Here is a 19,777-nt window from a genome sequence, read left to right on the forward strand (position 1 = left end):
GCCCGGGAGGATCCGGATGTAGTGCTTCCGCATCTTCCCCGAGATCTTGGCGAGCACCTCGTGGCCCTCGTCGAGTCGCACTCGGAACATGAGGCTCGGAAGCGCCTCGACGATCTCGCCCTCGACCTCGATCTTCTCTTCCTTGACCGACACCTTTCCTCGCACACGCCGCGCACTCGCACGCGGACGTCGTGAACAGAATCCCACAGCAGAGCCGACCGGCCGCGCCGCGGGGTCGTTACTGTAGCAGACGCGCTCGCTCCCGAGCGATGCCGACGCGCGGCGTGAGGACGCGCGGCCCCTCGCCCGTGATCGCCACCGTGTGCTCGAAGTGCGCCGACAGGGAGCCGTCCACGGTGGAGATCGTCCAGCCGTCGTCGTCGAGGAGGACGTCCGGGTTGCCCATCGTGATCATCGGCTCGATCGCGATCGTCATCCCCTCGGACAGCCGCGGCCCGCGACCGGGGGCACCGAAGTTCGGGACGTGCGGATCCTCGTGGTAGTGGCGGCCGACGCCGTGGCCGACGAGGCTACGGATCACGGAGAAGCCGGCACTCTCCACGACCCCCTGAACGGCATGGGAGATGTCGCCGATCCGGTTCCCGGCACGGGCCTCGGCGATGCCCGCCCAGAGCGCGTCCTGGCACGTATCGAGCAGCCGCTGTGCCTCGGGCTCGATCGCGCCCACGGCGTAGGTGTAGGCGCTGTCGGCGATCGCCCCGTCGAGCGTGGCTCCGACGTCGACCGTGACGAGGTCTCCCGACGCGACGCGGTAGTCGCCAGGGATCCCGTGAACGACGACGTCGTTCGGCGAGATGCAGATCGCGCGCGGGTACCCCTTGTAGCCCTGCGATGTGGGGATGCCCCCCCGGGCACGGATGAACGCATCGGCGATGTCGTCGAGCTCCCTCGTCGTCACCCCGGGCACGAGGTGCTCTCCGACGTGGGCGATCGTCTCCGCGACGAGCGCGCCGGCCCGCGCGATGCGCTCGATCTCGTCGTGGCTCTTCCTGATGATCACGCGCGTCGGCCCTCGAGCACGGCGATCGCGTCGGTGATCTCCGCGTACACCTCGTTGACGCTCCGCTCGGCGTGGAGCGGGACGAGCAGCCCGGTCGCCCGGTAGTGCTCGACGACCGGCTCGGTCTGCTCGTGGTAGATGGCGAGACGACGGGCGATGACGTCGGGGCGGTCGTCGACTCGGCCTTCGTCACGGGCGCGTCCGAGCATCCGCTCGAGCGCGATGTCGTCGTCGAGGTCGAAGAAGAGCACCATGTCGAGCCCACGGTCGATCGAGCCGAGCATCGCGTCGAGCGCCCCGGCCTGTACGAGGTTCCTGGGGAAGCCGTCCAGGACGAAGCCGGCCCGGGCGTCGTCCTCCGACAGACGCTCGCGGATCAGCTCCACGGTCAGCTCGTCGGGCACGAGGTCACCGGCGGCGAGGATCGGCTGGACGCGTTGCCCGAGCTCCGAGCCGGCCTCGGCGGCGGCGCGGAACATGTCACCCGTCGAGACGTGCGGGATGTCGTAGTCGGCGGCGATCCGCCCTGCCTGGGTGCCCTTGCCGGACCCCTGGGGGCCGACGACGAGCAGGTTCACGCGGCACCTCCGGGGCCCGCGACGCAACGGGGCGGGATTCGCCCCGCCCTCGAGAAGACCCCGTTGCCGATGGCCCCGCGGGTCACTTCAGGAAGCCCTCGTAGTTCCGCATCATCATCTGCGACTCCATCTGCCGCATCGTGTCGAGCGCCACGCCGACGGCGATCAGCACCGACGTGCCGCCGAGCGCCCCGGCGCTCGCCTGCGAGAAGCCGCCGTAGCGGATGAACAGGCTCGGCAGCACGGCGACGGTCGCCAGGAACAGGGAGCCGGGAAGCGTGAGGCGGGTGAGGACGCGGTCGAGGTACTGCGCGGTCGGCGGCCCGGGCCGGATGCCCGGGATGTACCCACCGTGCTTGCGGAGGTTGTCGGCCTGCTCGACCGGGTTGAACTGCACCGCTGTGTAGAAGAACGTGAAGAGCACGATCATGGCGCCCTCGAGCAGCAGGAAGGCGACGTCGCCCGGCTGGAAGTACTCGTTGACGAAGTCCTGCGTGCTCGGGAAGTACTGGGCGATCGTCGGCGGGAACGCGAGGATTGCGGCGGCGAAGATGACGGGGATCACGCCGGCCATGTTCACCCGCAACGGGAGGTAGGTCGTCCCGCCGGTGGTCATGCGGCGCCCGACCATGCGCTTCGCGTACTGGATCGGGATCCGGCGCTGCCCCTCCTGCACGAAGACGATCGCAGCGACGATCGCGACCGCGATCAGCGGGAAGAAGATCCGCTCCATCGGCCCGCCGTTCCACCAGGCGGCGACGCCGAGCGGGAGACCCGTGAGGATCGATGCGAAGATCAGGATCGAGATCCCGTTGCCGATCCCCCGCCGCGTGATCTGCTCGCCCATCCACATCAGCAACGTCGTCCCCGTCGTCAGCGTGACGACGATCAGGACGAGCCGACCCGAGTTCGCCTGGAGCGCGTCCTGGCTACGGAACAGGAAGGCGTATCCGAGGGCCTGGGCGGCAGCGAGGACGACCGTCAGGTAGCGCGTGTACTGGTTGATCTTGGCGTACCCCGACTCGCCCTCCTTCTGCAGCTCGGCGAGCCGCGGGATGACGACCGTCATCAGCTGGACGATGATCGACGCCGTGACGTACGGCATGATCCCGAGGGCGAAGATCGAGAACTGCGAGAGCGCCCCGCCGGAGAACAGGTTGAGGAGCCCGAGCACGGTTCCCCCGCGACCGCTGAAGTAGTTCGAGATCGACTCGGAGTTGACGCCAGGGGCGGGGATCCAGGACCCGAGCCGGTAGATCGTGAGCACGGCCGCCGTGAACAGCAGACGGCGACGGAGCTCCGGAACCCGCCAGGCGTTCGCGAGCCAGCTGAACATCACACGACAGCCGCGGCGTCAGCGCCGGGCGCTACTGCGCCTCCGGCGCCTCGTCGTGGGTGTCCGCCGCGTCGCCGAGCTCGGCCTCGATCGGCTCGTCCTCGCGGGCGGTGGACGCGCGAGCGGCACGCCGTCCCTTCTTCACTTTGGGCACCGGCTCGCCACGGAGCCACGTGACGGTGCCGCCGGCGGCCTCGATCTTCTCGCGTGCGGAGGCGGAGAACCCGTGCGCCGCAACGGAGAGCGCCTTCGTCAGCTCCCCGACGCCGAGGATCTTCACGTCGACCCGCGTGTTCTTGAGCAGCCCGGCGCTGACGAGAGCCTCCGGTGTCACCTCCGCGCCGGCGTCGAACCGCGCCTCGAGGTCGCGCACGTTGATCGGCGCGCTGTACGTCCGGAACGGGCCGACGGGCATCGCGTCCGCCGACGTCGATCCCCGGAGCTTCGGCAGCCGCATGTCGATCGGCATCTGGCCGCCCTCGAAGCCGGCCGGCATCTTGTGCGAGCCGGAGCGGGACTTCTGGCCCTTGATCCCGCGGCCGCTGTACCGGCCCTTCCCGGAGCCCATCCCGCGCCCGACGCGCTTCCGCGCCTTGCGCGGCTGCGCCGGCGAGAGGCTGTGCAGGTTCAGCTCGTCGGCCATGGCTACCGTCCGCCCTCCTCGACCTTCACGAGGTGCGCGACGTGGCGGAGCTTGCCCTCGAGCGCGGGCCCAGCGGCGTGCTCTGCCTGGCTGCCGATGCGGCCGAGCCCGAGCGACCGGAGCGTCCCGCGATGCTTGCGCGTCTCGCCGATCGTGGACTTCACCTGGGTGATCTTGACCGTCGCGCTCATGCCGATGCCTCGTCGTCGCGCGCCTCGGCGTCCGGCGTGGCCTCATCCGCGTCCGGGCCCGAGGAGTCCTCGACGGGCGCCGGCGACGGCTTCTCCGCGTCGGACGGCTTTGCGGCGGCCCGCACCGGCAGCACTTCGGCGATCGTCTTGCCGCGACTGCGGGCGACGTCCTCGGGGCGGCGCAGGCTCTGCAGCCCGTTCACGGTGGCCTTCGCCATGTTGATCGGGTTCGTCGTTCCGAGGCTCTTCGCGAGCACGTCACGGATACCCGCGAGCTCGAGAACAGCGCGCACGCCGCCGCCGGCGATGACCCCCGTGCCCTCGCTCGCCGGGCGGAGCACGACGCGGGCGGCGTCGAAGCGACCGGTGATCTCATGGGTGATCGTCGCCCCGTGCTTGGGCACGGTGAACAGGTTCTTCTTCGCGTCGTCGACGGCCTTCGAGATCGCGAGCGGGACCTCGCGGGCCTTCCCGTACCCCACGCCGACGCGATCGACCTCGTCGCCGATCACGACGAGGGCCGTGAACGAGAAGCGGCGGCCGCCCTTGACCACCTTGGCGACGCGGTTGATCTCGATCACCCGCTCCTTGAGCTCGCGCGTCTCATTGGCTTCTACAGCGGACATCAGAATTCCAGACCTCCCTCACGCGCTCCGTCGGCGAGCGCCTTCACACGACCGTGGTACAGGTACCCGCCGCGGTCGAACACGCACCGGGTGACCCCGGTCGCCCGTGCCGACTCCGCGAGCGCCTTGCCGACGGCCGTCGCCTGTTCGCGCTTCGTCCCGGAGAACGGCCGCAACGCGAGCCAGTCGGCCGAGGCAACGGTGTGCCCGCGCTCGTCGTCGACGAGCTGGGCGAAGATGCCCCGGTTCGACCGGAAGACGACGAGCCGCGGGCGCTCCGCGGTCCCGGAGATCTTGCCGCGGACACGCCGGTGGCGTCGGCGGCGGGCCTCGTACGTCGTCATCCTGCTCACGCTCTCTTGCCAACCTTTCTGCGCACGTACTCGTCGCGGTACCGGATGCCCTTGCCCTTGTACGGCTCCGGTGGGCGCACCTTGCGGATCTCGGCGGCCGTCTGCCCCACCGCCTGCTTGTCGATGCCCTTGACGATGATCTGGGTCGGTGCGGGCACCTCGAAGGTGATGCCGTCACGGGGTCGGACCGTCACGGTGTGGGAGAAGCCGACGTTGAGCTCGAGATCCTGCCCCTTGAGCTGCGCCCGGTAGCCGACGCCCTGGATCTCCAGGTGCTTCTCGAACCCGCGAGTGACGCCTTCGACCATGTTCGCGACGAGCGTTCGGGTGAGGCCGTGCAGGGCGCGGTCCTCCCCGCGCTCCGTCGGGCGGGAGACCGTGATCACCCCGTCGCCGAGCTCGACCCCGATCCGCACGGGCACCTGCTGGACGAGCTCGCCGAGCGGCCCGCTCACCTGGACGCGCCCCGGCGAGATCGAGACCGACACGGTCGCCGGAACCTCGATCGGCGCTCTTCCGATTCTGCTCACCGCACGCTCCCGGGGACGCCCGCGCTCACCAGACGAATGCGATCACTTCGCCGCCGACGCCGCGCTCCGCGGCCTGGCGGCCGGTGATCACACCGGTCGACGTTGACAGGATGGAGGTTCCGAGGCCGCCGAGGACGCGGGGAAGCCGGTCCTTCTTGGCGTACACGCGCCGGCCGGGCTTCGAGACGCGCTTCAGGTCGGTGATCACCCGCTCCCGGCTGCGTCCGTACTTGAGCTCGATCACGAGCTGCGCCACCGGATCGGCGTCGACGACGCGGTAGTCCTTGATGTAGCCCTCCTCCTTGAGCAGGCGGGCGATCTCCTCCTTCATGCGCGAGGTCGGCATCGCGGCGGTCTCGTGCAGCGCCCGGTTGGCGTTGCGGATCCGCGTCAGCATGTCGGCGATGGGGTCGGTCAGCATCGGGGCTCCTACCAGCTCGATTTCGTCATGCCCGGGATCGCGCCCTCGTGCGCCAGCTCGCGCAGGCAGATACGACAGAGACGGAACTTGCGGTAGACGGCCCGCGGCCGCCCGCAGCGGTTGCAGCGTGTGTACGCCTGCACCGGATGCTTGGGCGTCCGCTGTTGCTTCGCGATCAGCGACTTCTTGGCCATTCGATCTCCTTACTCCGTTCTCTCGGCGGCCAGCGGGAGCCCGAGGGCCGCGAGGAGCGCGCGGGCATGCTCGTCCGTCTGCGCCGTGGTCGTAATCGCCACGTCGAGGCCCCGGATCGCCGGGACGCTGTCGTAGTCGATCTCGGGGAAGATGATCTGCTCGCGGATCCCGATCGAGTAGTTGCCGCGTCCGTCGAACGAGGCGGGGCTGAGCCCGCGGAAGTCGCGGATGCGAGGGAGCGCGATCGAGACGAGACGGTCGAGGAACTCGTACATGCGGGCGCCGCGAAGCGTCACGCGAGCCCCGACCGGCATTCCTTCGCGCAGCTTGAAGGCTGCGATCGACTTGCGGGCCTTCCTCACCTGCGCTCGCTGTCCCGCGATCAGCGTCAGCTCCTCGACGGCGGCGTCGAGCGCCTTGGCGTCGGTCTTCGCATCTCCCACGCCCATGTTGAGGGTGATCTTCGAGACGCGGGGGACCTGCATGGTCGACGAGAGGCCGAGTTGCTCCTTGAGTGCGGGGCGGACCTCGTCCTCGTACCGACGCTTGAGACGCGGCTCGATCGCCTCGGTGGTGCTCACCGGTCGATCACCTCCCCGCAGCCATCCTGCTTGCACACGCGACGCCGCACGGTGCCGTCCTTGCCCTCCATGATCGTGATCCCGACTCTCGTCGCCTGGTTGCACGTCGGGCACACGACCATCACGTTGGAGACCTCGAGCGGCATCGGCTTCTCGATGATCCCTCCCGGGATGATCGCCGCCCCGCCCATGCGTGACGTGTCGCGCACCGGCCGTGGCTTCGTGTGCCGCTTCGCGACGTTGAGGTTCTCGACGATCACGCGTCGCTCCGCGGGGCGCGCGTCGATCACGCGGCCGCGCTTGCCGCGGTCCTTCCCGCTCAGGACCTGGACGAGATCACCCTTGTGCACTTTCATCTTCGTGGCCATCTAGAGCACCTCGGGGGCGAGGCTGACGATCTTCATGAAGTTCTTCTCGCGCAGCTCGCGCGCGACCGGTCCGAAGATGCGCGTCCCGCGTGGGTTGAACTGCTGGTCGATGATCACGGCCGCGTTCTCGTCGAAGCCGATCAGCGTGCCGTCGTCACGTCCGTAGGGCTTCTTCGTCCGGACGACGACCGCTCTCACGACCTCGCCCTTCTTGACCGAGCCCTGCGGCGTGGCGGCCTTCACGGTAGCAACGATGACGTCACCGACGCGCGCGTAGCGGCGGTGCGATCCGCCGACGACACGGATGCACAAGAGCTCGCGCGCACCGGTGTTGTCGGCGACCTTCAGCCTGGATTCCTGCTGGATCATCGTGCCGCCCCTACTTCGCCGCCTCGACGATCTCGACGAGTCGCCAGCGCTTCCTTGCGGACAGCGGGCGCGTCTCGACGATCCGCACGACGTCTCCGACCTTCGCCTCGTTGCCCTCGTCGTGCGCGTGGAACTTGACGCTTCGACGCACGACCTTCTTGTACCGGCGGTGCGCCTTGACGACCTCGACCTTGACGACGATCGTCTTGTCCATCGCATCGGAGACGACCGTCCCCTGCCGCTCCTGACGGCGGCCGCGCTCGTGCTCCGGCTTGGGAAGGCGCACGACCGGCTTGCGCTCCGTGCTCGGGACGCGCGTGCGGCGGGTCCGCGCCGGACGCAACGCGCGCGGCAGACGCTTCTTCTTCTTGCGCGCGACCTCACCCGCCGGAGCGGCAGCAGCGTCCTCCGCTGCCTCGGCGACGGGCTCCTCGGCCGCCTCCGCGGCCGCCGGCTCCTCCGCCGCAGCCTCCTCGGCAGCCGGCTCGTCCGCCACACCCTCGGCGACGGGCTCCTCGGCCACCGGCTCCTCCACGGCGCCCTCGGCGTCCGTGTTCTCGGTGTCCTGTGTCGTGTCGTCAGCCATTGCTACGCCTTTCCAAGCCGTGCGCGTTCGTGTTGAACGGTGAGGATGCGGGCGATGTCGCGCTTCGTGGCCGTGAGCCGCCCCGTGTTCTCCAGCGACCCCGTGACCGACTGGAAGCGCAGGTTGACGAGCTCTCGGCGCGTCTCGCCGAGCCTGCGCTGGAGCTCCTCGTCGGAGAGATCGCGAAGCTCTCGTGCCGTCACCGGAGATCACCCACCCGTCCGGCCCCCGTCGGAGGCACGCCTGTTGTCGACTTCCTACTCAAAGAGATCCACCTCGCGCTTCACGATCTTCGTCTTCACCGGGAGCTTCTGGCCGGCGAGGCGCAGCGCCTCCTTGGCGAGAGGCTCCGACACGCCCGCGAGCTCGAACATGACCCGCCCGGGCTTCACGACGGCCACCCAGCCCTCGGGTGAGCCCTTGCCCGAGCCCATGCGCGTCTCCGCGGGCTTCTTCGTGTACGGCTTGTCCGGGAAGAGGTTGATCCACACCTTCCCGCCGCGACGGATCTTGCGCGTCATCGCGATCCGTGCCGCCTCGATCTGCCGGTTCGTGACCCAGCCTGCCTCCAGCGCCTTGATCCCGAAGTCGCCGTGCTGGACGGTGGTCTGGCCCTTCGCCAGGCCCGCCCGACGGCCCCGGAACTGCTTGCGGTGCTTGAACTTCCGCGGCATCAACATCAGGCGCGCTCCTCGCTCTCCGTTCCGGGCGTGGGCGCGTCGGGCTGGGTCGCCTCCGGTGCGTCGACCGGCACGTCCGTCGTCTCCTGCGGCGGCGCCTCGGCGTCCGCGCGCGGACGGGCCGCGCGATCGGCCGACCGGCCGCCGCGGCCGCCGGAGCGTCCGGGGCCACCCGGGCGCCCGGGGCGACGACGCCGCTGGACGAGACCGAGCCCTTCCCGGTCCTGTCCACGTCCGCGTCCACCCTCCCGCGAGGCGCCGAGACCCTCGGTGACGGCCCCGCGGCGGCGGCGCGAGCCCTCGACGTCGGCCCCACGCTCGCGGCCGAGGCCGCCGTCGAAGCCCTCCGGCATGATCTCGCCCTTGTTGATCCAGACCTTGACGCCGATGCGACCGAACGTCGTCTTCGCCTCCGCGAAGCCGTAGTCGATGTCCGCGCGAATCGTGTGCAGCGGAACGCGTCCCTCGGAGTACGCCTCGCGCCGGCTCATCTCGCCGCCGCCGAGCCGCCCTCCGCACACGATGCGGATGCCCTGGGCGCCGGAGCGCATCGCGGACGCCAGCGAGCGCTTCATCGCGCGCCTGAACGCGACGCGGTTCTGCAGCTGCTCGGCGATCGACTGTGCGACGAGCTGGGCGTCGAGCTCGGGGCGCTTGATCTCGTTGATGTTGATGTGCACCGACTTGCCCGTGATCGCGTGCAGCTCCTTGCGGAGCGCGTCGACCTCGACCCCGGACTTGCCGATCACGATGCCGGGGCGCGCCGTGTAGATGTCGACGGTGATCCGCTGCTTGTCCTTGCGGATGAGGATGTCGGAGAGCCCTGCGTGCGAGAGCTTGCCGTTGATGTGGTCGCGGATCCGGATGTCCTCGAGGATGTAGTCGGCGACCTGCTTCTTCCCGGTCCACCAGTTCGACTTCCAGTCGTGGATCACGCCGACGCGAAGGCCGCCCGGATGCACTTTCTGGCCCATTAGGTCACGGCCTCCTTCTTCTTGGCCGGCGTGCGCCGCCGGCTCGTCTTCGGCTTCTCCTCCGCCTCGGCGGCCGGCTCGTCGGGCTGGGCCTCCGGCGGAGGCGCCGCCTCCGCGGCCGGCTTCCGGGCGCGGCGCGGGCGGTCGCTCGTCGCAGCCGGGTTCTCCGCCACGACGACGGTGATGTGGCACGTGCGCTTCTTGATCCGCCCGGCCCGGCCCCGAGCCCGTGCGCGCCAGCGCTTGAGCGTCGGCCCCTCGTCCGCGTAGGCCTCGACCACGATCAGCTCGTCGCCGTCGAGTGCGTGCGCCGACTCCGCGTTCGCGACCGCCGAGCGAAGGACGCGCTCGATCTCCCGCGCGGCGGCGCGTGGCGTGAACGCGAGCACCGTGCGCGCCTCCGGCACGGAGCGCCCCCGGATGTGCTCGAGCACGACACGCGCCTTGCGCGCCGAGGTGCGCACCCATTTCGCCTGGGCGCGGACGTGCACCGGTGCAGCCGTCTCCGTCACCGCTTCTTCACCTGCGTCTGCCGGTCACCGGCGTGACCGCGGAACGTCCGGGTCGGAGCGAACTCGCCGAGCTTGTGCCCCACCATCTGCTCGCTGATGAAGACGGGCACGTGCTGCCGTCCGTTGTACACGGCGATCGTGTGGCCGACCATCTCCGGGAACACGGTCGACGACCGCGACCACGTCTTCAGCGGCCGCCGCTGGCCGGCGGTGTTCATCTCCTCGACGCGGCGCATCAGCCGCTCCTCGACGAAGGGGCCCTTCTTGCTCGATCTGCTCACTAGCGGCGCTCCTTGCCGCGGCGACGGCCGCGGACGATCAGCTTGTCGGATTCCTTGTGCTTCGGACGCGTGCGCTTGCCGAGCGTCGGCACGCCCCAGGGCGTCACCGGGTGGTTGCCCTTGTTCTTGCCCTCGCCACCGCCGTGCGGATGGTCGACCGGGTTCATGGCCGTCCCGCGGACGGTCGGACGGCGGCCGAGCCACCGGCTTCGCCCGGCCTTGCCGCTCTGCGTGTTCGCGTGATCGGAGTTCCCGACCTGCCCGACGGTCGCGCGGCACGTCAGGAGCACGCGTCGCATCTCGCCGGACGGGAGCCGCAGCACCGCGTGTGCACCGTCCTTCGCGACGAGCTGGATGCCCGAGCCCGCCGATCGGGCCATCTTCGCGCCCTGGCCGGGCCGGAGCTCGACCGCATGGACGACCGTGCCCGTCGGAATCGACTGCAGGGGCAGGGCGTTGCCCGGCTTGATGTCGGCGCCTGGGCCGGACTCGACCGTGGCACCGACACGAAGCCCCTGCGGCGCGAGGATGTACCGCTTCGCCCCGTCCACGTAGTGGAGCAGGGCGATCCGCGCCGAGCGGTTCGGGTCGTACTCGATCGCGGCCACCTTCGCGGGCACGCCGTCCTTGACCCGCTTGAAGTCGATCGTGCGGTAGCGACGCTTGTGCCCGCCGCCGTGATGGCGCGTGGTGATCCGCCCCTTGTTGTTCCGGCCGCCCGACTTCGACAGCGGCTCGAGAAGCGACTTCTCGGGCCGCGACTTGGTGATCTCGTCGAACGACGAGACGGCCATGAACCGCCGGCCCGGGCTCGTCGGCTTGTACTTGCGCACGGCCATCAGCGCGCTCCTCCTGTGGCGGGCGGGCTCAAATCTGCGCTCCCTCGAAGATCTCGATCGTGTCGCCCTCGCGAAGCTGGACGACGGCCTTCTTCCAGCCCGGCCGGGTGCCGCGGATCATGCCGCGGCGCTTCGGCTTCGGCTGCACCTTGACGATGTTGACGCGCTCGACGGAGACGCCGAACAGCTTCTCGACGGCCTGGCGGACGTGCGTCTTGTGCGCGTCCGGATGCACCTTGAACGTGTAGCGGCGCTCGGCGATGCCCGCGTAGCTCTTCTCCGACACGACGGGGGCGACGAGGACGTCCTCGAGGTTGAGGCTCACGACCGCTCCTCCTTCCCGGCGCCGGCGCGCGCCTCCACGAGGGGGAGCGCCGCCTCGGTGACGAGGACCGCGTTCGCCCAGACGACGCTCGCGACCTCGAGCTCCCCGGGTGCGGTCACGATGACGCGCGGCAGGTTGCGGAACGACTTGCCGAGCGCGGACTCGTCCTCGTGCGCGACGATCAGCACCGGCTCGCGATGCTCCCAGCCGGCCAGCAGCCCGACGGCCTGTTTCGTCGAGGGCTCGGCGAACGCGGACCCGTCGAGCACGGCGATCGTGCCGTGTGCCGCGTGGTGGCTGAGCGCGCCGCGCAGCGCGGCACGCCGCGCCTTCTTGTTCACCTTGAGGTCGAAGCTGCGCATCGTCGGCGGGAACGCGACGCCGCCGCCGGTGAACTGCGGGGCGCGGATCGTGCCCTGGCGGGCGCGGCCGGTCCCCTTCTGGCGCCACGGCTTCGCGCCCCCGCCCGAAACGAGACCCCGGCTCTTCGCGCCGCGCGTGCCCGCGCGGTGCGCATTCAGCTCGGCACGAACGGCCTCGTGGACGAGGTGCGGCTTCAGCTCGACGGCGAAGACCGCGTCGACGAGCGACACTTCCTTCTCGCTCCCGCCGATCATCGGCGCCATGACCGGCATCAGGACTGCACCCCCCGGACCTCGACGAGGCCGTTGCGGGGGCCCGGCACCGAGCCCCGAACGAGCAGGAGGTTCCTCTCGGCGTCGACCTCCTGCACGACGAGGCCGCCCTGTGTCACGCGGCCACCACCCATGCGCCCCGCCATCCGCATCCCCTTGAAGACGCGTGACGGTGTCGCCGATGCCCCGATCGAGCCGGGCTTCCGGACGTTGTGCGAGCCGTGCGTGACCGGCCCCCGGTGGAAATTGTGTCGCTTGATCGTCCCCTGGAACCCCTTGCCGATCGAGACCCCCGACACCTTCACGGCATCTCCGGGCGCGAACGCCTCCACGGTGACCGTCTCGCCGACCTGCAGCTCGCTCGAGCCGCGGAACTCGACGAGGTGTCGGCGGGCAGCGGTGCCGGCCTTCTTCAGGTGGCCGAGCTCGCCGCGCGACAGCTTGCGCTCCGCGACCTCGCCGAAGGCGAGCTGGACGGCGTCGTAGCCGTCGCTCTCGGCCGTTCGCACCACGATCACGGGGCACGGGCCGGCCTCGATCACGGTGACCGCGTCGACGCGCCCCGTCTCCGGGTCGAACAGCTGCGTCATGCCCACCTTCCTGCCGAGGATGCCCTTCATCTGCGCCATCTCAGAGCTTGATCTCGATGTCGACGCCGGCCGGAAGGTCGAGACGCATCAGTGAGTCCACGGTCTTCGGTGTCGGGCTGTGGATGTCGATCAGGCGCTTGTGCGTCCTGACCTCGAAGTGCTCGCGCGAGTCCTTGTCCTTGAAGGGGCTCCGGATCACGCAGTACACGTTCTTCTCCGTCGGCAGCGGCACCGGTCCGGTGATCGTCGCCCCGGTGCGCCGAGCGGTCTCGACGATCTGGGACGCCGACCGGTCCACCTGCTGGTGGTCGTAACCCTTGAGACGGATGCGGATCTTCTGTTGCGCCATTGTCCTCTGCCTGCTCGGCGGGGCGGGAAGGGGCGAGGCGTGCCTCGCCCCCACGCCGTCCCTCCTACTTGACGATCTCCGTCACGACGCCTGCCCCGACCGTGCGGCCGCCTTCGCGGATCGCGAACCGGAGGCCCTGATCCATGGCGATCGGCTGGATCAGATCGATCTCCATGTTCGTGTTGTCGCCCGGCATCACCATCTCCTGCCCGTCCGGCAGCTTGATGGAGCCCGTGACGTCGGTCGTGCGGAAGTAGAACTGGGGCCGGTAGCCGTTGAAGAACGGCGTGTGTCGGCCGCCCTCGTCCTTCGAGAGGACGTAGACCTCCGCCTTGAAGTGCGTGTGCGGGGTGATCGACCCCGGCTTCGCGAGCACCTGTCCGCGCTCGACCTCCTCGCGCTTCACGCCCCGGAGCAGCGCACCGGCGTTGTCGCCCGCCTGCGCGTAGTCGAGCGTCTTCTGGAACATCTCGAGACCGGTGACGACGGTCTTCTCGATCTCGGGGTGGATTCCGACGATCTCGATCTCGTTGCCGACCTCGATCTTGCCCTGCTCGATACGACCCGTGACGACGGTGCCGCGACCGGTGATCGTGAACACGTCCTCGATCGGCATCAGGAACGGCTTGTCGACGTCGCGCTGGGGCTCGGGGATGTACGAGTCGACGGCCTCCATGAGCTCGACGATCTTGGCCACCCACTCCGGGTCGCCCTCGAGTGCCTTCAGCGCCGAGACCTGGATCACGGGAATGTCGTCGCCGGGGAACTCGTACTTCGAGAGGAGCTCGCGCACCTCCATCTCCACGAGCTCGAGGAGCTCCGGATCGTCGACCATGTCCGCCTTGTTGAGGGCCACGACCATCGCCGGCACCTCCACCTGGCGGGCGAGCAGGATGTGCTCCCGCGTCTGCGGCATCGGGCCGTCCGCCGCCGAAACGACGAGGATCGCGCCGTCCATCTGCGCGGCGCCCGTGATCATGTTCTTGATGTAGTCCGCGTGCCCCGGGCAGTCGACGTGCGCGTAGTGCCGGTTGCCCGTCTCGTACTCGACGTGCGCGGTGTTGATCGTGATGCCGCGCTGGCGCTCCTCCGGAGCGGCGTCGATCGAGTCGAACGAGCGCTCCGCGGTGCCGGTGCCGGTCTCCGCCAGCACCTTCGTGATGGCGGCTGTCAGCGTTGTCTTGCCGTGATCGATGTGGCCGATGGTGCCGACGTTGACGTGCGGCTTCGTCCGCTCGAACTTCTGCTTGGCCATTGCTCCTCCGGTCTCCTTCTCGTCCGATCCTTGAACCTACGACCCGCCCTGCGCGTCCACGATCTCTGCCGCGATCGACTGCGGGACGTCGTCGTAGCGGTCGAACTGCATCGTGAACGTCGCCCGACCCTGCGTCATCGAGCGCAGGTCGGTCGCGTATCCGAACATCTCCGCGAGCGGGACGCTCGCCTTGATCGTCTGTGAGTTGCCGAGCGGCTCGAGGTGCTCGACCCGGCCGCGGCGGCTGTTGAGGTTGCCCATCACGTCGCCGAGGTAGTCCTCCGGCGTGACGATCTCGACGGACATCACGGGCTCGAGGAGCTTCGGCTTGGCGCGACGCATCGCATCCTTGAACGCCATCGAGCCGGCGATCTTGAACGCCCGCTCACTCGAGTCGACCTCGTGGTACGAGCCCTCGACGAGCTCGACCTTGACGTCGACGACCGGGTAGCCGGCGAGCACGCCCGCACCCATCGCCTCGACGATGCCGTCGTTGACGGCCGGGATGTACTCCCTCGGGATCTTGCCCCCGACGACCTTGTCCGCGAACTCGTAGCCGGCACCGGGCTCCTGCGGCACCAGGTTGATGACGACGTCGCCGTACTGCCCGGAGCCGCCGGTCTGACGGACGAACTTGCCCTGCACCTTCTCGACGGGCTGGGACGCGGTCTCCCGGTAGGCGACCTGCGGCCGGCCGACGTTCGCGTCGACCTTGAACTCGCGCAGCAGGCGGTCGACGATGATCTCCAGGTGGAGCTCGCCCATGCCGGCGATGATCGTCTGCCCGGTCTCCTCGTCCGACGTGACCCGGAACGTGGGGTCCTCCTCCGCGAGGCGCTGGAGCGCCGTGGCGAGCTTGTCCTGGTCGCCCTTCGTCTTCGGCTCGATCGCAACGGAGATCACCGGGTCCGGGAACGTCATCGACTCGAGCAGGATCGGGGCCGCCTCCGCCGCGAGCGTGTCGCCGGTCGTGGACTGCTTCAGCCCGACGACGGCCGCGATCTCGCCGGCGCCGATCTCGTCGCGCTCCTCGCGATGGTTTGCGTGCATCTGGAGGATGCGCCCGATCCGCTCGGTCTTGCCGTTCGCGGTGTTGAGGACGCGGTTCCCCGTCTTCACGTGGCCCGAGTAGACGCGGAAGTACGTCAGCTTGCCGACGTAGGGATCGGACATCACCTTGAACACGAGCGCGGAGAACGGCGCCTCCATCGATGCCGGGCGCGTCACCTCCTCGTCGGTCTTGGGATCGACCCCCTGGACGGCGGGGACGTCGAGCGGGCTCGGGAGGTAGTCGACGACGGCGTCGAGCAACGGCTGGACGCCCTTGTTCTTGAAGGCCGAGCCGCAGAGGACCGGCGTGATCGCGTCCGCGAGCGTGCCGGCGCGGAGCGCGCGCCGGATCTGCTCGGACGTGACGGCGCTCTCGTCCTCGAGGTACGTCTCGGTGAGCTCGTCGTCGAACTCCGCGATCGCGTCGATCAGCAGGTGGTGGTACTCCTCCGCCTGCTCCCGGAGCTCGACCGGGATGTCACCGGCCGAGAAGCGGATACCGAGGTCGTCCTCGTACACGATCGACCTCATCTCCACGAGGTCCACGACCCCGACGTGGTGCTCCTCGATGCCGATCGGGATCTGCACCGGGACGGGTCGCGCACCGAGGCGGTCGCGCATCGACTGCACGGCGGCGAAGAAGTTCGCACCCGTGCGATCCATCTTGTTGATGAACGCGATGCGCGGCACGCCGTAGCGGTCGGCCTGACGCCAGACCGTCTCGGACTGCGGCTGGACGCCCGCGACGGAGTCGAAGACGGCGACGGCGCCGTCGAGCACCCGCAGGCTTCGCTCGACCTCGACGGTAAAGTCCACGTGCCCGGGCGTATCGATAATGTTGATCCGGTGGTCGCGCCACGACGCCGTCGTCGCCGCCGACGTGATCGTGATCCCGCGCTCCTGCTCCTGGGCCATCCAGTCCATCGTCGCGGCGCCCTCGTGGACCTCGCCGAGCTTGTGCGTCCTGCCCGTGTAGTACAGGATCCGCTCCGTCGTCGTGGTCTTGCCGGCGTCGATGTGCGCCATGATCCCGATGTTCCGGACACGCTCGAGGGCGATCCTCGTCGTCTCTGTCGTGCTCATCGTCTCGTGATCACCAGCGGTAGTGGGCGAACGCCTTGTTCGCCTGCGCCATCCGATACATGTCGTCCTTGCGCTTGAACGCCCCACCCTGCTGGTTCATCGCGTCGAGCAGCTCCCCGGCGAGCTTCGAGGCCATGCCCTTCTCCCGTCGCTCGCGCGAGTACGTGACGAGCCAGCGGATCGCCATCGTGCGGGCGCGGCGCGGCGGCACCTCGACCGGAACCTGGTAGTTCGCCCCGCCGACACGGCGGGAGCGGACCTCGAGAACCGGGGTCACCTGCTTGACGGCCTGCTCGAGCGCCTCGAGCGCCGACTTGCCGCTGCGCTCCGACACCTGCGCGAGCGCGTCGTAGACGATGCCCTCGGCGACCGACTTCTTCCCGTCGAGCATCACCCGGTTCACGAGTTGCATGACGAGCGGGGACCCGTGGACGGCGTCCGGGCCGGGCTGGCGCGGCTGGATCTCTGCGCGGCGGGGCATCAGCTCCCTCGCTTCGCCCCGTACTTGGAGCGTGCCTGACGCCGGTCCGAGACGCCGGACGTGTCGAGGCCTCCGCGAATCACCTTGTAGCGGAAGCCCGGGAGGTCCTTGACGCGACCGCCGCGGATGAGCACGACGGAGTGCTCCTGCAGGTTGTGCCCCTCTCCCGGGATGTAGGCGCCGACCTCCATCTGGTTCGTGAGCCGGACACGGGCGACCTTGCGGAGCGCGGAGTTGGGCTTCTTCGGCGTGGTCGTGTAGACGCGCGTGCAGACGCCGCGCTTCTGGGGAGCTCCCCGCAGCGCAGGCGTCTTGGTCTTCGTCGGCTTGTCCTTTCGTCCCTTGCGGACGAGCTGGTTGACGGTGGGCACGCTGCTCCTAGGGTCTGGTCGAGGGGGTCTTCACACAGGAAGGCCGGCAGGGCGGATGCCCCGCCAACCGGGGCCGCGAACGATAGCGGACCGGACGCGTGCCACGCAACGAGGAGCGTTGCGCTCGCACTCCCGTCCGAAGCCGCGTAGAGTGCGAGCCGGGGGATGGGTACAACGGCTGCGGTTATCGTCGCCGCGGCAGCGGCGGTCGTGGCGTTCGGGCTCGCGATGCTCGTGACTCTTCGCGTGCGCGCACGCGTCGACCGTCGCCTCGACTCGACGCTCGAGCGCATCGGCGGGAGCATGGAGAGCCTCTCGCAGAGCCTCCTCGCCGTCGTCGAGCGCGCCGGGGCGACACCGCCGGAGCCGCAATCGATCGAGCCGGGGCTCTCGATCGACCTCGACGACGTCATGGCCCGCACCGCCGAGCTCGCCGCCACGACCCTCCGGGCCGACGGCGTCGTCGTCGAGGTGCGCCTCGCAGACGGCGACCGCGCGACCGCCGCGTTCGGCGTCCCCGCGCCCCTCGCGACGGTGGAGACCGCGCTCGAGGCCCCCGACCGCGCTGCCTGGCAGGCGGTGCGGCTCGAGTGGTCGCCGGACCCGCGGGCGGTCGGCAACAGTGTCCGCGCCGCGCTCGCCGTCCCCGTCGAGCGCGATTCGGAGCGGCTGGGCACGATCGTCGCCTACTCACGCGTCGCGGGTGCCTTCGCCGCCGAGGAAGAGGACGCGTTGCGGCGGCTGGCCGTGGACGTCGCGCCGGCGATCGTCAACGCGCGCCGGCACGCAGAGGTCCTCGAGCTCGTCCGGACCGACCGGCTCACGCACATCTGGAACCGAGCCGGGTACGACGACGCACTCCAGCTCGAGCTGGCGCGGGCACACCGGAGTGGGCGGCCGCTCGCGCTCCTGCTCGTCGACCTCGACGACTTCGGGGCGATCAACAAGCGCTACGGGCTCCCCACCGGCGACGACGTGCTCGCCGCCTTCGCCGAGGTGCTCCGCCGGACCGCTCGCCTGACCGACATCGTGTGCAGACGCGGCGGCGAGGAGTTCGCGTTCGTCCTTCCCGAGACGGCGTGCACCGAGGCGATCCGGCTCTACGCCCGACTGCGCACGGAAGTGGAGCTGACGGAGTTCCCCGAGATCGGCCAGATGACGTTCAGCGCGGGCCTCACCGAGCTCCGCCAGCACGACACCGTCCGTTCGCTCGACGATCGCACCTCGCGGCTCGTCAACGACGCGAAGGCCGCCGGGAAGAACCGGTTGAGCCACGACTGCAACGGCGGCGGCATCGTCGGGCCCGATCTCGGACCGCTGCAGTGATCCACGGCTTGGCGAGTCCCGGTTCCGCGCCTACAGTGCGATCGAGGGGGAAATGAGGGGGGAATGCTGGTAATCGCAGCACTGGTCGCGCTCGTCGTCGCCGCCGGGGCAGTCGTCCTCGTCGTCGTGCTCGGTGTCCTGCAGCGCTCGGCACGCGAGCGATCCGAGGAGCGGATCGGGGCTGCGCTGACGCGCCTGGGGACGCGTATGGACGACCTCTCGTACGACCTCCAGGCGGCGATCGACCGCATCCACTCCGAGGGGCTCCGCATGCGCGCGGTCGACGACCTCGGCGGATCGCTGGACGTCGACGAGGTCCTCGCCCGTACCGTCGAGGCGGCAGCCGCCGGTCACGGTGCGGACGCGGTGGTCGTGCACGCGACGGATCTCGACGGGAGCACACTCGTCGCGTCGGTCGGCGTACCCGAGAACGAGGCGGCGCGCCAGGTCGTCTCCTCGTTCGCCCCCGACGGGCGCGCCGCACGCGCGGTCGCCGTCGCGTACCTGTACGGCGACGGCATCGACCCGCCGGGGGCGCTCCGCTCCGGCGTCGCCGTCCCGCTCACCGCCGACGGCGAGCACCTCGGGTTCCTCGCCGTCTACTCCCACGACCCTGCACCGGCGGCCTCACAGGCGACCGTCGCACGGCTCGAGGCGATCGCCCGCGCGGCGGGGCCCGCGATCGACACGGCGCGCCGTTACCGGGAGGCACGCCACCTCGCCGACCAGGACTCGCTCACCGGGCTGTCGAACCGCCGGTCCTTCCACGAGGCGCTCCGCCACGAGGTGGCGCGTGCCCAACGGTACGAGCGGAGCCTCGCGCTGCTCGCGCTCGACCTGGACGACTTCAGGACGGTGAACGACCGGATCGGCCACCTCGCCGCCGACGACGTGCTGGCGGCCGTGGGGAGACGGATCCAGGCGGCGGTACGCGGTGCCGACACCGCCTACCGGATCGGCGGCGACGAGTTCGCGGTGATCCTGCCCGAGTCGACGTGGGTCGACGCCGAGGGGCTCCATGCGCGGGTCGCGGCCGCGCTCGGCCGCGAGCTCCACGACGAGGTCGACGGCGTGACGGTCTCCGCGGGGATCGCCGAGCTGCAGCCCGACGACGACGCGATGTCCGTGTTCGAGCGCGCCGACGCGGCGCTCTACCGGGCGAAGGCCCAGGGCAAGGGCACCGCCGCCTAGGCGGCGGGACGACGACCCGGCGGGGCGCGGCGCGGGC

General features: G+C 70.0%; 30 protein-coding genes and 1 pseudogene. 2 read left to right on the plus strand and 29 right to left on the minus strand.

Annotated elements, in window-relative coordinates; genetic code table 11:
- From infA to rpsL, 29 genes and pseudogenes are all read right to left on the minus strand, one after another.
- The coding region (infA, locus tag AC162C_RS13400) for a translation initiation factor IF-1 (protein ID WP_484097998.1) at positions 1-153 on the minus strand (153 nt) is incomplete at its 3' end.
- A gap of 85 nt (positions 154-238) precedes the next feature.
- The gene (gene map / locus AC162C_RS13405; RefSeq protein WP_484097984.1) at positions 239-1,021 is read right to left on the minus strand and encodes a type I methionyl aminopeptidase; all 783 of its coding nucleotides are present in this window, start codon (positions 1,019-1,021) and stop codon (positions 239-241) included.
- Complete coding sequence (locus AC162C_RS13410) at positions 1,018-1,599, minus strand: adenylate kinase (RefSeq protein WP_484097985.1); 582 nt, start codon at positions 1,597-1,599, stop codon at positions 1,018-1,020. The genes map and AC162C_RS13410 overlap by 4 nt, the downstream gene beginning before the upstream one ends.
- Positions 1,600-1,681: 82 nt before the next feature.
- Positions 1,682-2,935 (minus strand): preprotein translocase subunit SecY, encoded by a 1,254-nt coding sequence (secY, locus tag AC162C_RS13415; protein WP_484097986.1) that lies wholly within the window; start codon positions 2,933-2,935, stop codon positions 1,682-1,684.
- 181 nt (positions 2,936-3,116) lie between these two features.
- Positions 3,117-3,566: pseudogene (gene rplO / locus AC162C_RS13420) on the minus strand (50S ribosomal protein L15); the annotation flags it as partial.
- Positions 3,567-3,580: 14 nt separating this feature from the next.
- Complete coding sequence (rpmD, locus tag AC162C_RS13425) at positions 3,581-3,769, minus strand: 50S ribosomal protein L30 (protein WP_484097987.1); 189 nt, start codon at positions 3,767-3,769, stop codon at positions 3,581-3,583.
- A complete protein-coding gene (rpsE, locus tag AC162C_RS13430; RefSeq protein ID WP_484097988.1) occupies positions 3,766-4,395 on the minus strand; it encodes a 30S ribosomal protein S5 in 630 nt (209 codons plus the stop codon). The genes rpmD and rpsE overlap by 4 nt, the downstream gene beginning before the upstream one ends.
- On the minus strand, positions 4,395-4,739 hold the full coding sequence (rplR, locus tag AC162C_RS13435; protein WP_484097989.1) for a 50S ribosomal protein L18: 345 nt from the start codon (positions 4,737-4,739) through the stop codon (positions 4,395-4,397). Before rplR ends, rpsE begins: the two co-directional genes overlap by 1 nt.
- 5 nt (positions 4,740-4,744) lie before the next feature.
- Positions 4,745-5,278, minus strand: a complete 534-nt coding sequence (rplF, locus tag AC162C_RS13440; RefSeq protein ID WP_462972991.1) for a 50S ribosomal protein L6 — start codon at positions 5,276-5,278, stop codon at positions 4,745-4,747.
- Between the two features lie 25 nt (positions 5,279-5,303).
- Positions 5,304-5,699 carry a 30S ribosomal protein S8 gene (gene rpsH / locus AC162C_RS13445; protein ID WP_462972992.1) on the minus strand — a complete coding sequence of 132 codons (396 nt, stop codon included), beginning with the start codon at positions 5,697-5,699 and terminating at the stop codon, positions 5,304-5,306.
- Between the two features lie 8 nt (positions 5,700-5,707).
- Entirely contained in the window at positions 5,708-5,893 is a 186-nt protein-coding gene (locus AC162C_RS13450; protein ID WP_462972993.1) for a type Z 30S ribosomal protein S14, read from the minus strand.
- A gap of 9 nt (positions 5,894-5,902) precedes the next feature.
- Complete coding sequence (gene rplE / locus AC162C_RS13455; RefSeq protein ID WP_484097999.1) at positions 5,903-6,457, minus strand: 50S ribosomal protein L5; 555 nt, start codon at positions 6,455-6,457, stop codon at positions 5,903-5,905.
- Positions 6,458-6,471: 14 nt separating this feature from the next.
- The gene (gene rplX, locus AC162C_RS13460; RefSeq protein ID WP_462973107.1) at positions 6,472-6,831 is read right to left on the minus strand and encodes a 50S ribosomal protein L24; all 360 of its coding nucleotides are present in this window, start codon (positions 6,829-6,831) and stop codon (positions 6,472-6,474) included.
- A 12-nt stretch (positions 6,832-6,843) separates the two neighbouring features.
- Positions 6,844-7,212: a 50S ribosomal protein L14 gene (gene rplN, locus AC162C_RS13465; protein WP_484097990.1), complete on the minus strand. Its 369-nt coding sequence runs from the start codon at positions 7,210-7,212 to the stop codon at positions 6,844-6,846.
- A 10-nt stretch (positions 7,213-7,222) separates the two neighbouring features.
- A complete protein-coding gene (rpsQ, locus tag AC162C_RS13470; protein WP_484097991.1) occupies positions 7,223-7,798 on the minus strand; it encodes a 30S ribosomal protein S17 in 576 nt (191 codons plus the stop codon).
- A gap of 2 nt (positions 7,799-7,800) precedes the next feature.
- Positions 7,801-8,001 (minus strand): 50S ribosomal protein L29, encoded by a 201-nt coding sequence (gene rpmC, locus AC162C_RS13475; protein ID WP_484097992.1) that lies wholly within the window; start codon positions 7,999-8,001, stop codon positions 7,801-7,803.
- Positions 8,002-8,055: 54 nt separating this feature from the next.
- Complete coding sequence (gene rplP / locus AC162C_RS13480) at positions 8,056-8,478, minus strand: 50S ribosomal protein L16 (RefSeq protein ID WP_462972996.1); 423 nt, start codon at positions 8,476-8,478, stop codon at positions 8,056-8,058.
- Positions 8,478-9,452, minus strand: coding sequence for a 30S ribosomal protein S3 (gene rpsC, locus AC162C_RS13485; protein ID WP_462972997.1), 975 nt, complete (start codon positions 9,450-9,452; stop codon positions 8,478-8,480). Before rpsC ends, rplP begins: the two co-directional genes overlap by 1 nt.
- The gene (gene rplV, locus AC162C_RS13490) at positions 9,452-9,964 is read right to left on the minus strand and encodes a 50S ribosomal protein L22 (protein ID WP_462972998.1); all 513 of its coding nucleotides are present in this window, start codon (positions 9,962-9,964) and stop codon (positions 9,452-9,454) included. The genes rpsC and rplV overlap by 1 nt, the downstream gene beginning before the upstream one ends.
- A complete protein-coding gene (gene rpsS / locus AC162C_RS13495; RefSeq protein WP_462972999.1) occupies positions 9,961-10,245 on the minus strand; it encodes a 30S ribosomal protein S19 in 285 nt (94 codons plus the stop codon). Before rpsS ends, rplV begins: the two co-directional genes overlap by 4 nt.
- Positions 10,245-11,084 carry a 50S ribosomal protein L2 gene (rplB, locus tag AC162C_RS13500; protein ID WP_462973000.1) on the minus strand — a complete coding sequence of 280 codons (840 nt, stop codon included), beginning with the start codon at positions 11,082-11,084 and terminating at the stop codon, positions 10,245-10,247. The genes rpsS and rplB overlap by 1 nt, the downstream gene beginning before the upstream one ends.
- A gap of 28 nt (positions 11,085-11,112) precedes the next feature.
- On the minus strand, positions 11,113-11,409 hold the full coding sequence (rplW, locus tag AC162C_RS13505) for a 50S ribosomal protein L23 (RefSeq protein ID WP_484097993.1): 297 nt from the start codon (positions 11,407-11,409) through the stop codon (positions 11,113-11,115).
- The gene (gene rplD, locus AC162C_RS13510) at positions 11,406-12,035 is read right to left on the minus strand and encodes a 50S ribosomal protein L4 (RefSeq protein WP_484097994.1); all 630 of its coding nucleotides are present in this window, start codon (positions 12,033-12,035) and stop codon (positions 11,406-11,408) included. Before rplD ends, rplW begins: the two co-directional genes overlap by 4 nt.
- A gap of 8 nt (positions 12,036-12,043) precedes the next feature.
- Entirely contained in the window at positions 12,044-12,664 is a 621-nt protein-coding gene (rplC, locus tag AC162C_RS13515; protein WP_484098000.1) for a 50S ribosomal protein L3, read from the minus strand.
- Between the two features lie 10 nt (positions 12,665-12,674).
- Complete coding sequence (gene rpsJ, locus AC162C_RS13520; protein ID WP_462973003.1) at positions 12,675-12,983, minus strand: 30S ribosomal protein S10; 309 nt, start codon at positions 12,981-12,983, stop codon at positions 12,675-12,677.
- A gap of 64 nt (positions 12,984-13,047) precedes the next feature.
- Positions 13,048-14,238 carry an elongation factor Tu gene (tuf, locus tag AC162C_RS13525; protein WP_462973004.1) on the minus strand — a complete coding sequence of 397 codons (1,191 nt, stop codon included), beginning with the start codon at positions 14,236-14,238 and terminating at the stop codon, positions 13,048-13,050.
- A 36-nt stretch (positions 14,239-14,274) separates the two neighbouring features.
- Entirely contained in the window at positions 14,275-16,371 is a 2,097-nt protein-coding gene (fusA, locus tag AC162C_RS13530) for an elongation factor G (protein WP_462973005.1), read from the minus strand.
- Positions 16,372-16,381: 10 nt separating this feature from the next.
- Positions 16,382-16,852, minus strand: coding sequence for a 30S ribosomal protein S7 (gene rpsG / locus AC162C_RS13535; RefSeq protein ID WP_484097995.1), 471 nt, complete (start codon positions 16,850-16,852; stop codon positions 16,382-16,384).
- Positions 16,852-17,223, minus strand: a complete 372-nt coding sequence (rpsL, locus tag AC162C_RS13540; protein WP_462973007.1) for a 30S ribosomal protein S12 — start codon at positions 17,221-17,223, stop codon at positions 16,852-16,854. Before rpsL ends, rpsG begins: the two co-directional genes overlap by 1 nt.
- A 165-nt stretch (positions 17,224-17,388) precedes the next feature.
- Between rpsL and AC162C_RS13545 the strand changes: the two genes are divergently transcribed.
- Positions 17,389-18,549 (plus strand): GGDEF domain-containing protein, encoded by a 1,161-nt coding sequence (locus AC162C_RS13545; RefSeq protein WP_484097996.1) that lies wholly within the window; start codon positions 17,389-17,391, stop codon positions 18,547-18,549.
- 63 nt (positions 18,550-18,612) lie between these two features.
- Positions 18,613-19,740, plus strand: coding sequence for a GGDEF domain-containing protein (locus AC162C_RS13550; protein WP_484097997.1), 1,128 nt, complete (start codon positions 18,613-18,615; stop codon positions 19,738-19,740).
- Positions 19,741-19,777: the final 37 nt, after the last annotated feature.

The sequence above is a fragment of the Gaiella sp. genome (genome assembly GCF_057140465.1).

What these genes read in the sequence shown, in the direction of transcription:
- AC162C_RS13550 (WP_484097997.1), top strand. Translation starts at nt 18,613, where the DNA reads ATGCTGGTAATCGCAGCACTGGTCGCGCTCGTCGTCGCCGCCGGGGCA.
- fusA (WP_462973005.1), bottom strand. Translation starts at nt 16,371, where the DNA reads ATGAGCACGACAGAGACGACGAGGATCGCCCTCGAGCGTGTCCGGAAC.
- rplD (WP_484097994.1), bottom strand. Translation starts at nt 12,035, where the DNA reads ATGGCGCCGATGATCGGCGGGAGCGAGAAGGAAGTGTCGCTCGTCGAC.
- rpsC (WP_462972997.1), bottom strand. Translation starts at nt 9,452, where the DNA reads ATGGGCCAGAAAGTGCATCCGGGCGGCCTTCGCGTCGGCGTGATCCAC.
- AC162C_RS13450 (WP_462972993.1), bottom strand. Translation starts at nt 5,893, where the DNA reads ATGGCCAAGAAGTCGCTGATCGCGAAGCAACAGCGGACGCCCAAGCAT.
- rpsH (WP_462972992.1), bottom strand. Translation starts at nt 5,699, where the DNA reads ATGCTGACCGACCCCATCGCCGACATGCTGACGCGGATCCGCAACGCC.
- AC162C_RS13545 (WP_484097996.1), top strand. Translation starts at nt 17,389, where the DNA reads ATGGGTACAACGGCTGCGGTTATCGTCGCCGCGGCAGCGGCGGTCGTG.
- rplX (WP_462973107.1), bottom strand. Translation starts at nt 6,831, where the DNA reads ATGAAAGTGCACAAGGGTGATCTCGTCCAGGTCCTGAGCGGGAAGGAC.
- rplC (WP_484098000.1), bottom strand. Translation starts at nt 12,664, where the DNA reads ATGAAGGGCATCCTCGGCAGGAAGGTGGGCATGACGCAGCTGTTCGAC.
- rplR (WP_484097989.1), bottom strand. Translation starts at nt 4,739, where the DNA reads ATGACGACGTACGAGGCCCGCCGCCGACGCCACCGGCGTGTCCGCGGC.
- rpsQ (WP_484097991.1), bottom strand. Translation starts at nt 7,798, where the DNA reads ATGGCTGACGACACGACACAGGACACCGAGAACACGGACGCCGAGGGC.
- rpsG (WP_484097995.1), bottom strand. Translation starts at nt 16,852, where the DNA reads ATGCCCCGCCGCGCAGAGATCCAGCCGCGCCAGCCCGGCCCGGACGCC.
- rplN (WP_484097990.1), bottom strand. Translation starts at nt 7,212, where the DNA reads ATGATCCAGCAGGAATCCAGGCTGAAGGTCGCCGACAACACCGGTGCG.
- rplP (WP_462972996.1), bottom strand. Translation starts at nt 8,478, where the DNA reads ATGTTGATGCCGCGGAAGTTCAAGCACCGCAAGCAGTTCCGGGGCCGT.
- rpmD (WP_484097987.1), bottom strand. Translation starts at nt 3,769, where the DNA reads ATGAGCGCGACGGTCAAGATCACCCAGGTGAAGTCCACGATCGGCGAG.
- tuf (WP_462973004.1), bottom strand. Translation starts at nt 14,238, where the DNA reads ATGGCCAAGCAGAAGTTCGAGCGGACGAAGCCGCACGTCAACGTCGGC.
- secY (WP_484097986.1), bottom strand. Translation starts at nt 2,935, where the DNA reads ATGTTCAGCTGGCTCGCGAACGCCTGGCGGGTTCCGGAGCTCCGTCGC.
- rpsJ (WP_462973003.1), bottom strand. Translation starts at nt 12,983, where the DNA reads ATGGCGCAACAGAAGATCCGCATCCGTCTCAAGGGTTACGACCACCAG.
- rpsE (WP_484097988.1), bottom strand. Translation starts at nt 4,395, where the DNA reads ATGTCCGCTGTAGAAGCCAATGAGACGCGCGAGCTCAAGGAGCGGGTG.
- rplB (WP_462973000.1), bottom strand. Translation starts at nt 11,084, where the DNA reads ATGGCCGTGCGCAAGTACAAGCCGACGAGCCCGGGCCGGCGGTTCATG.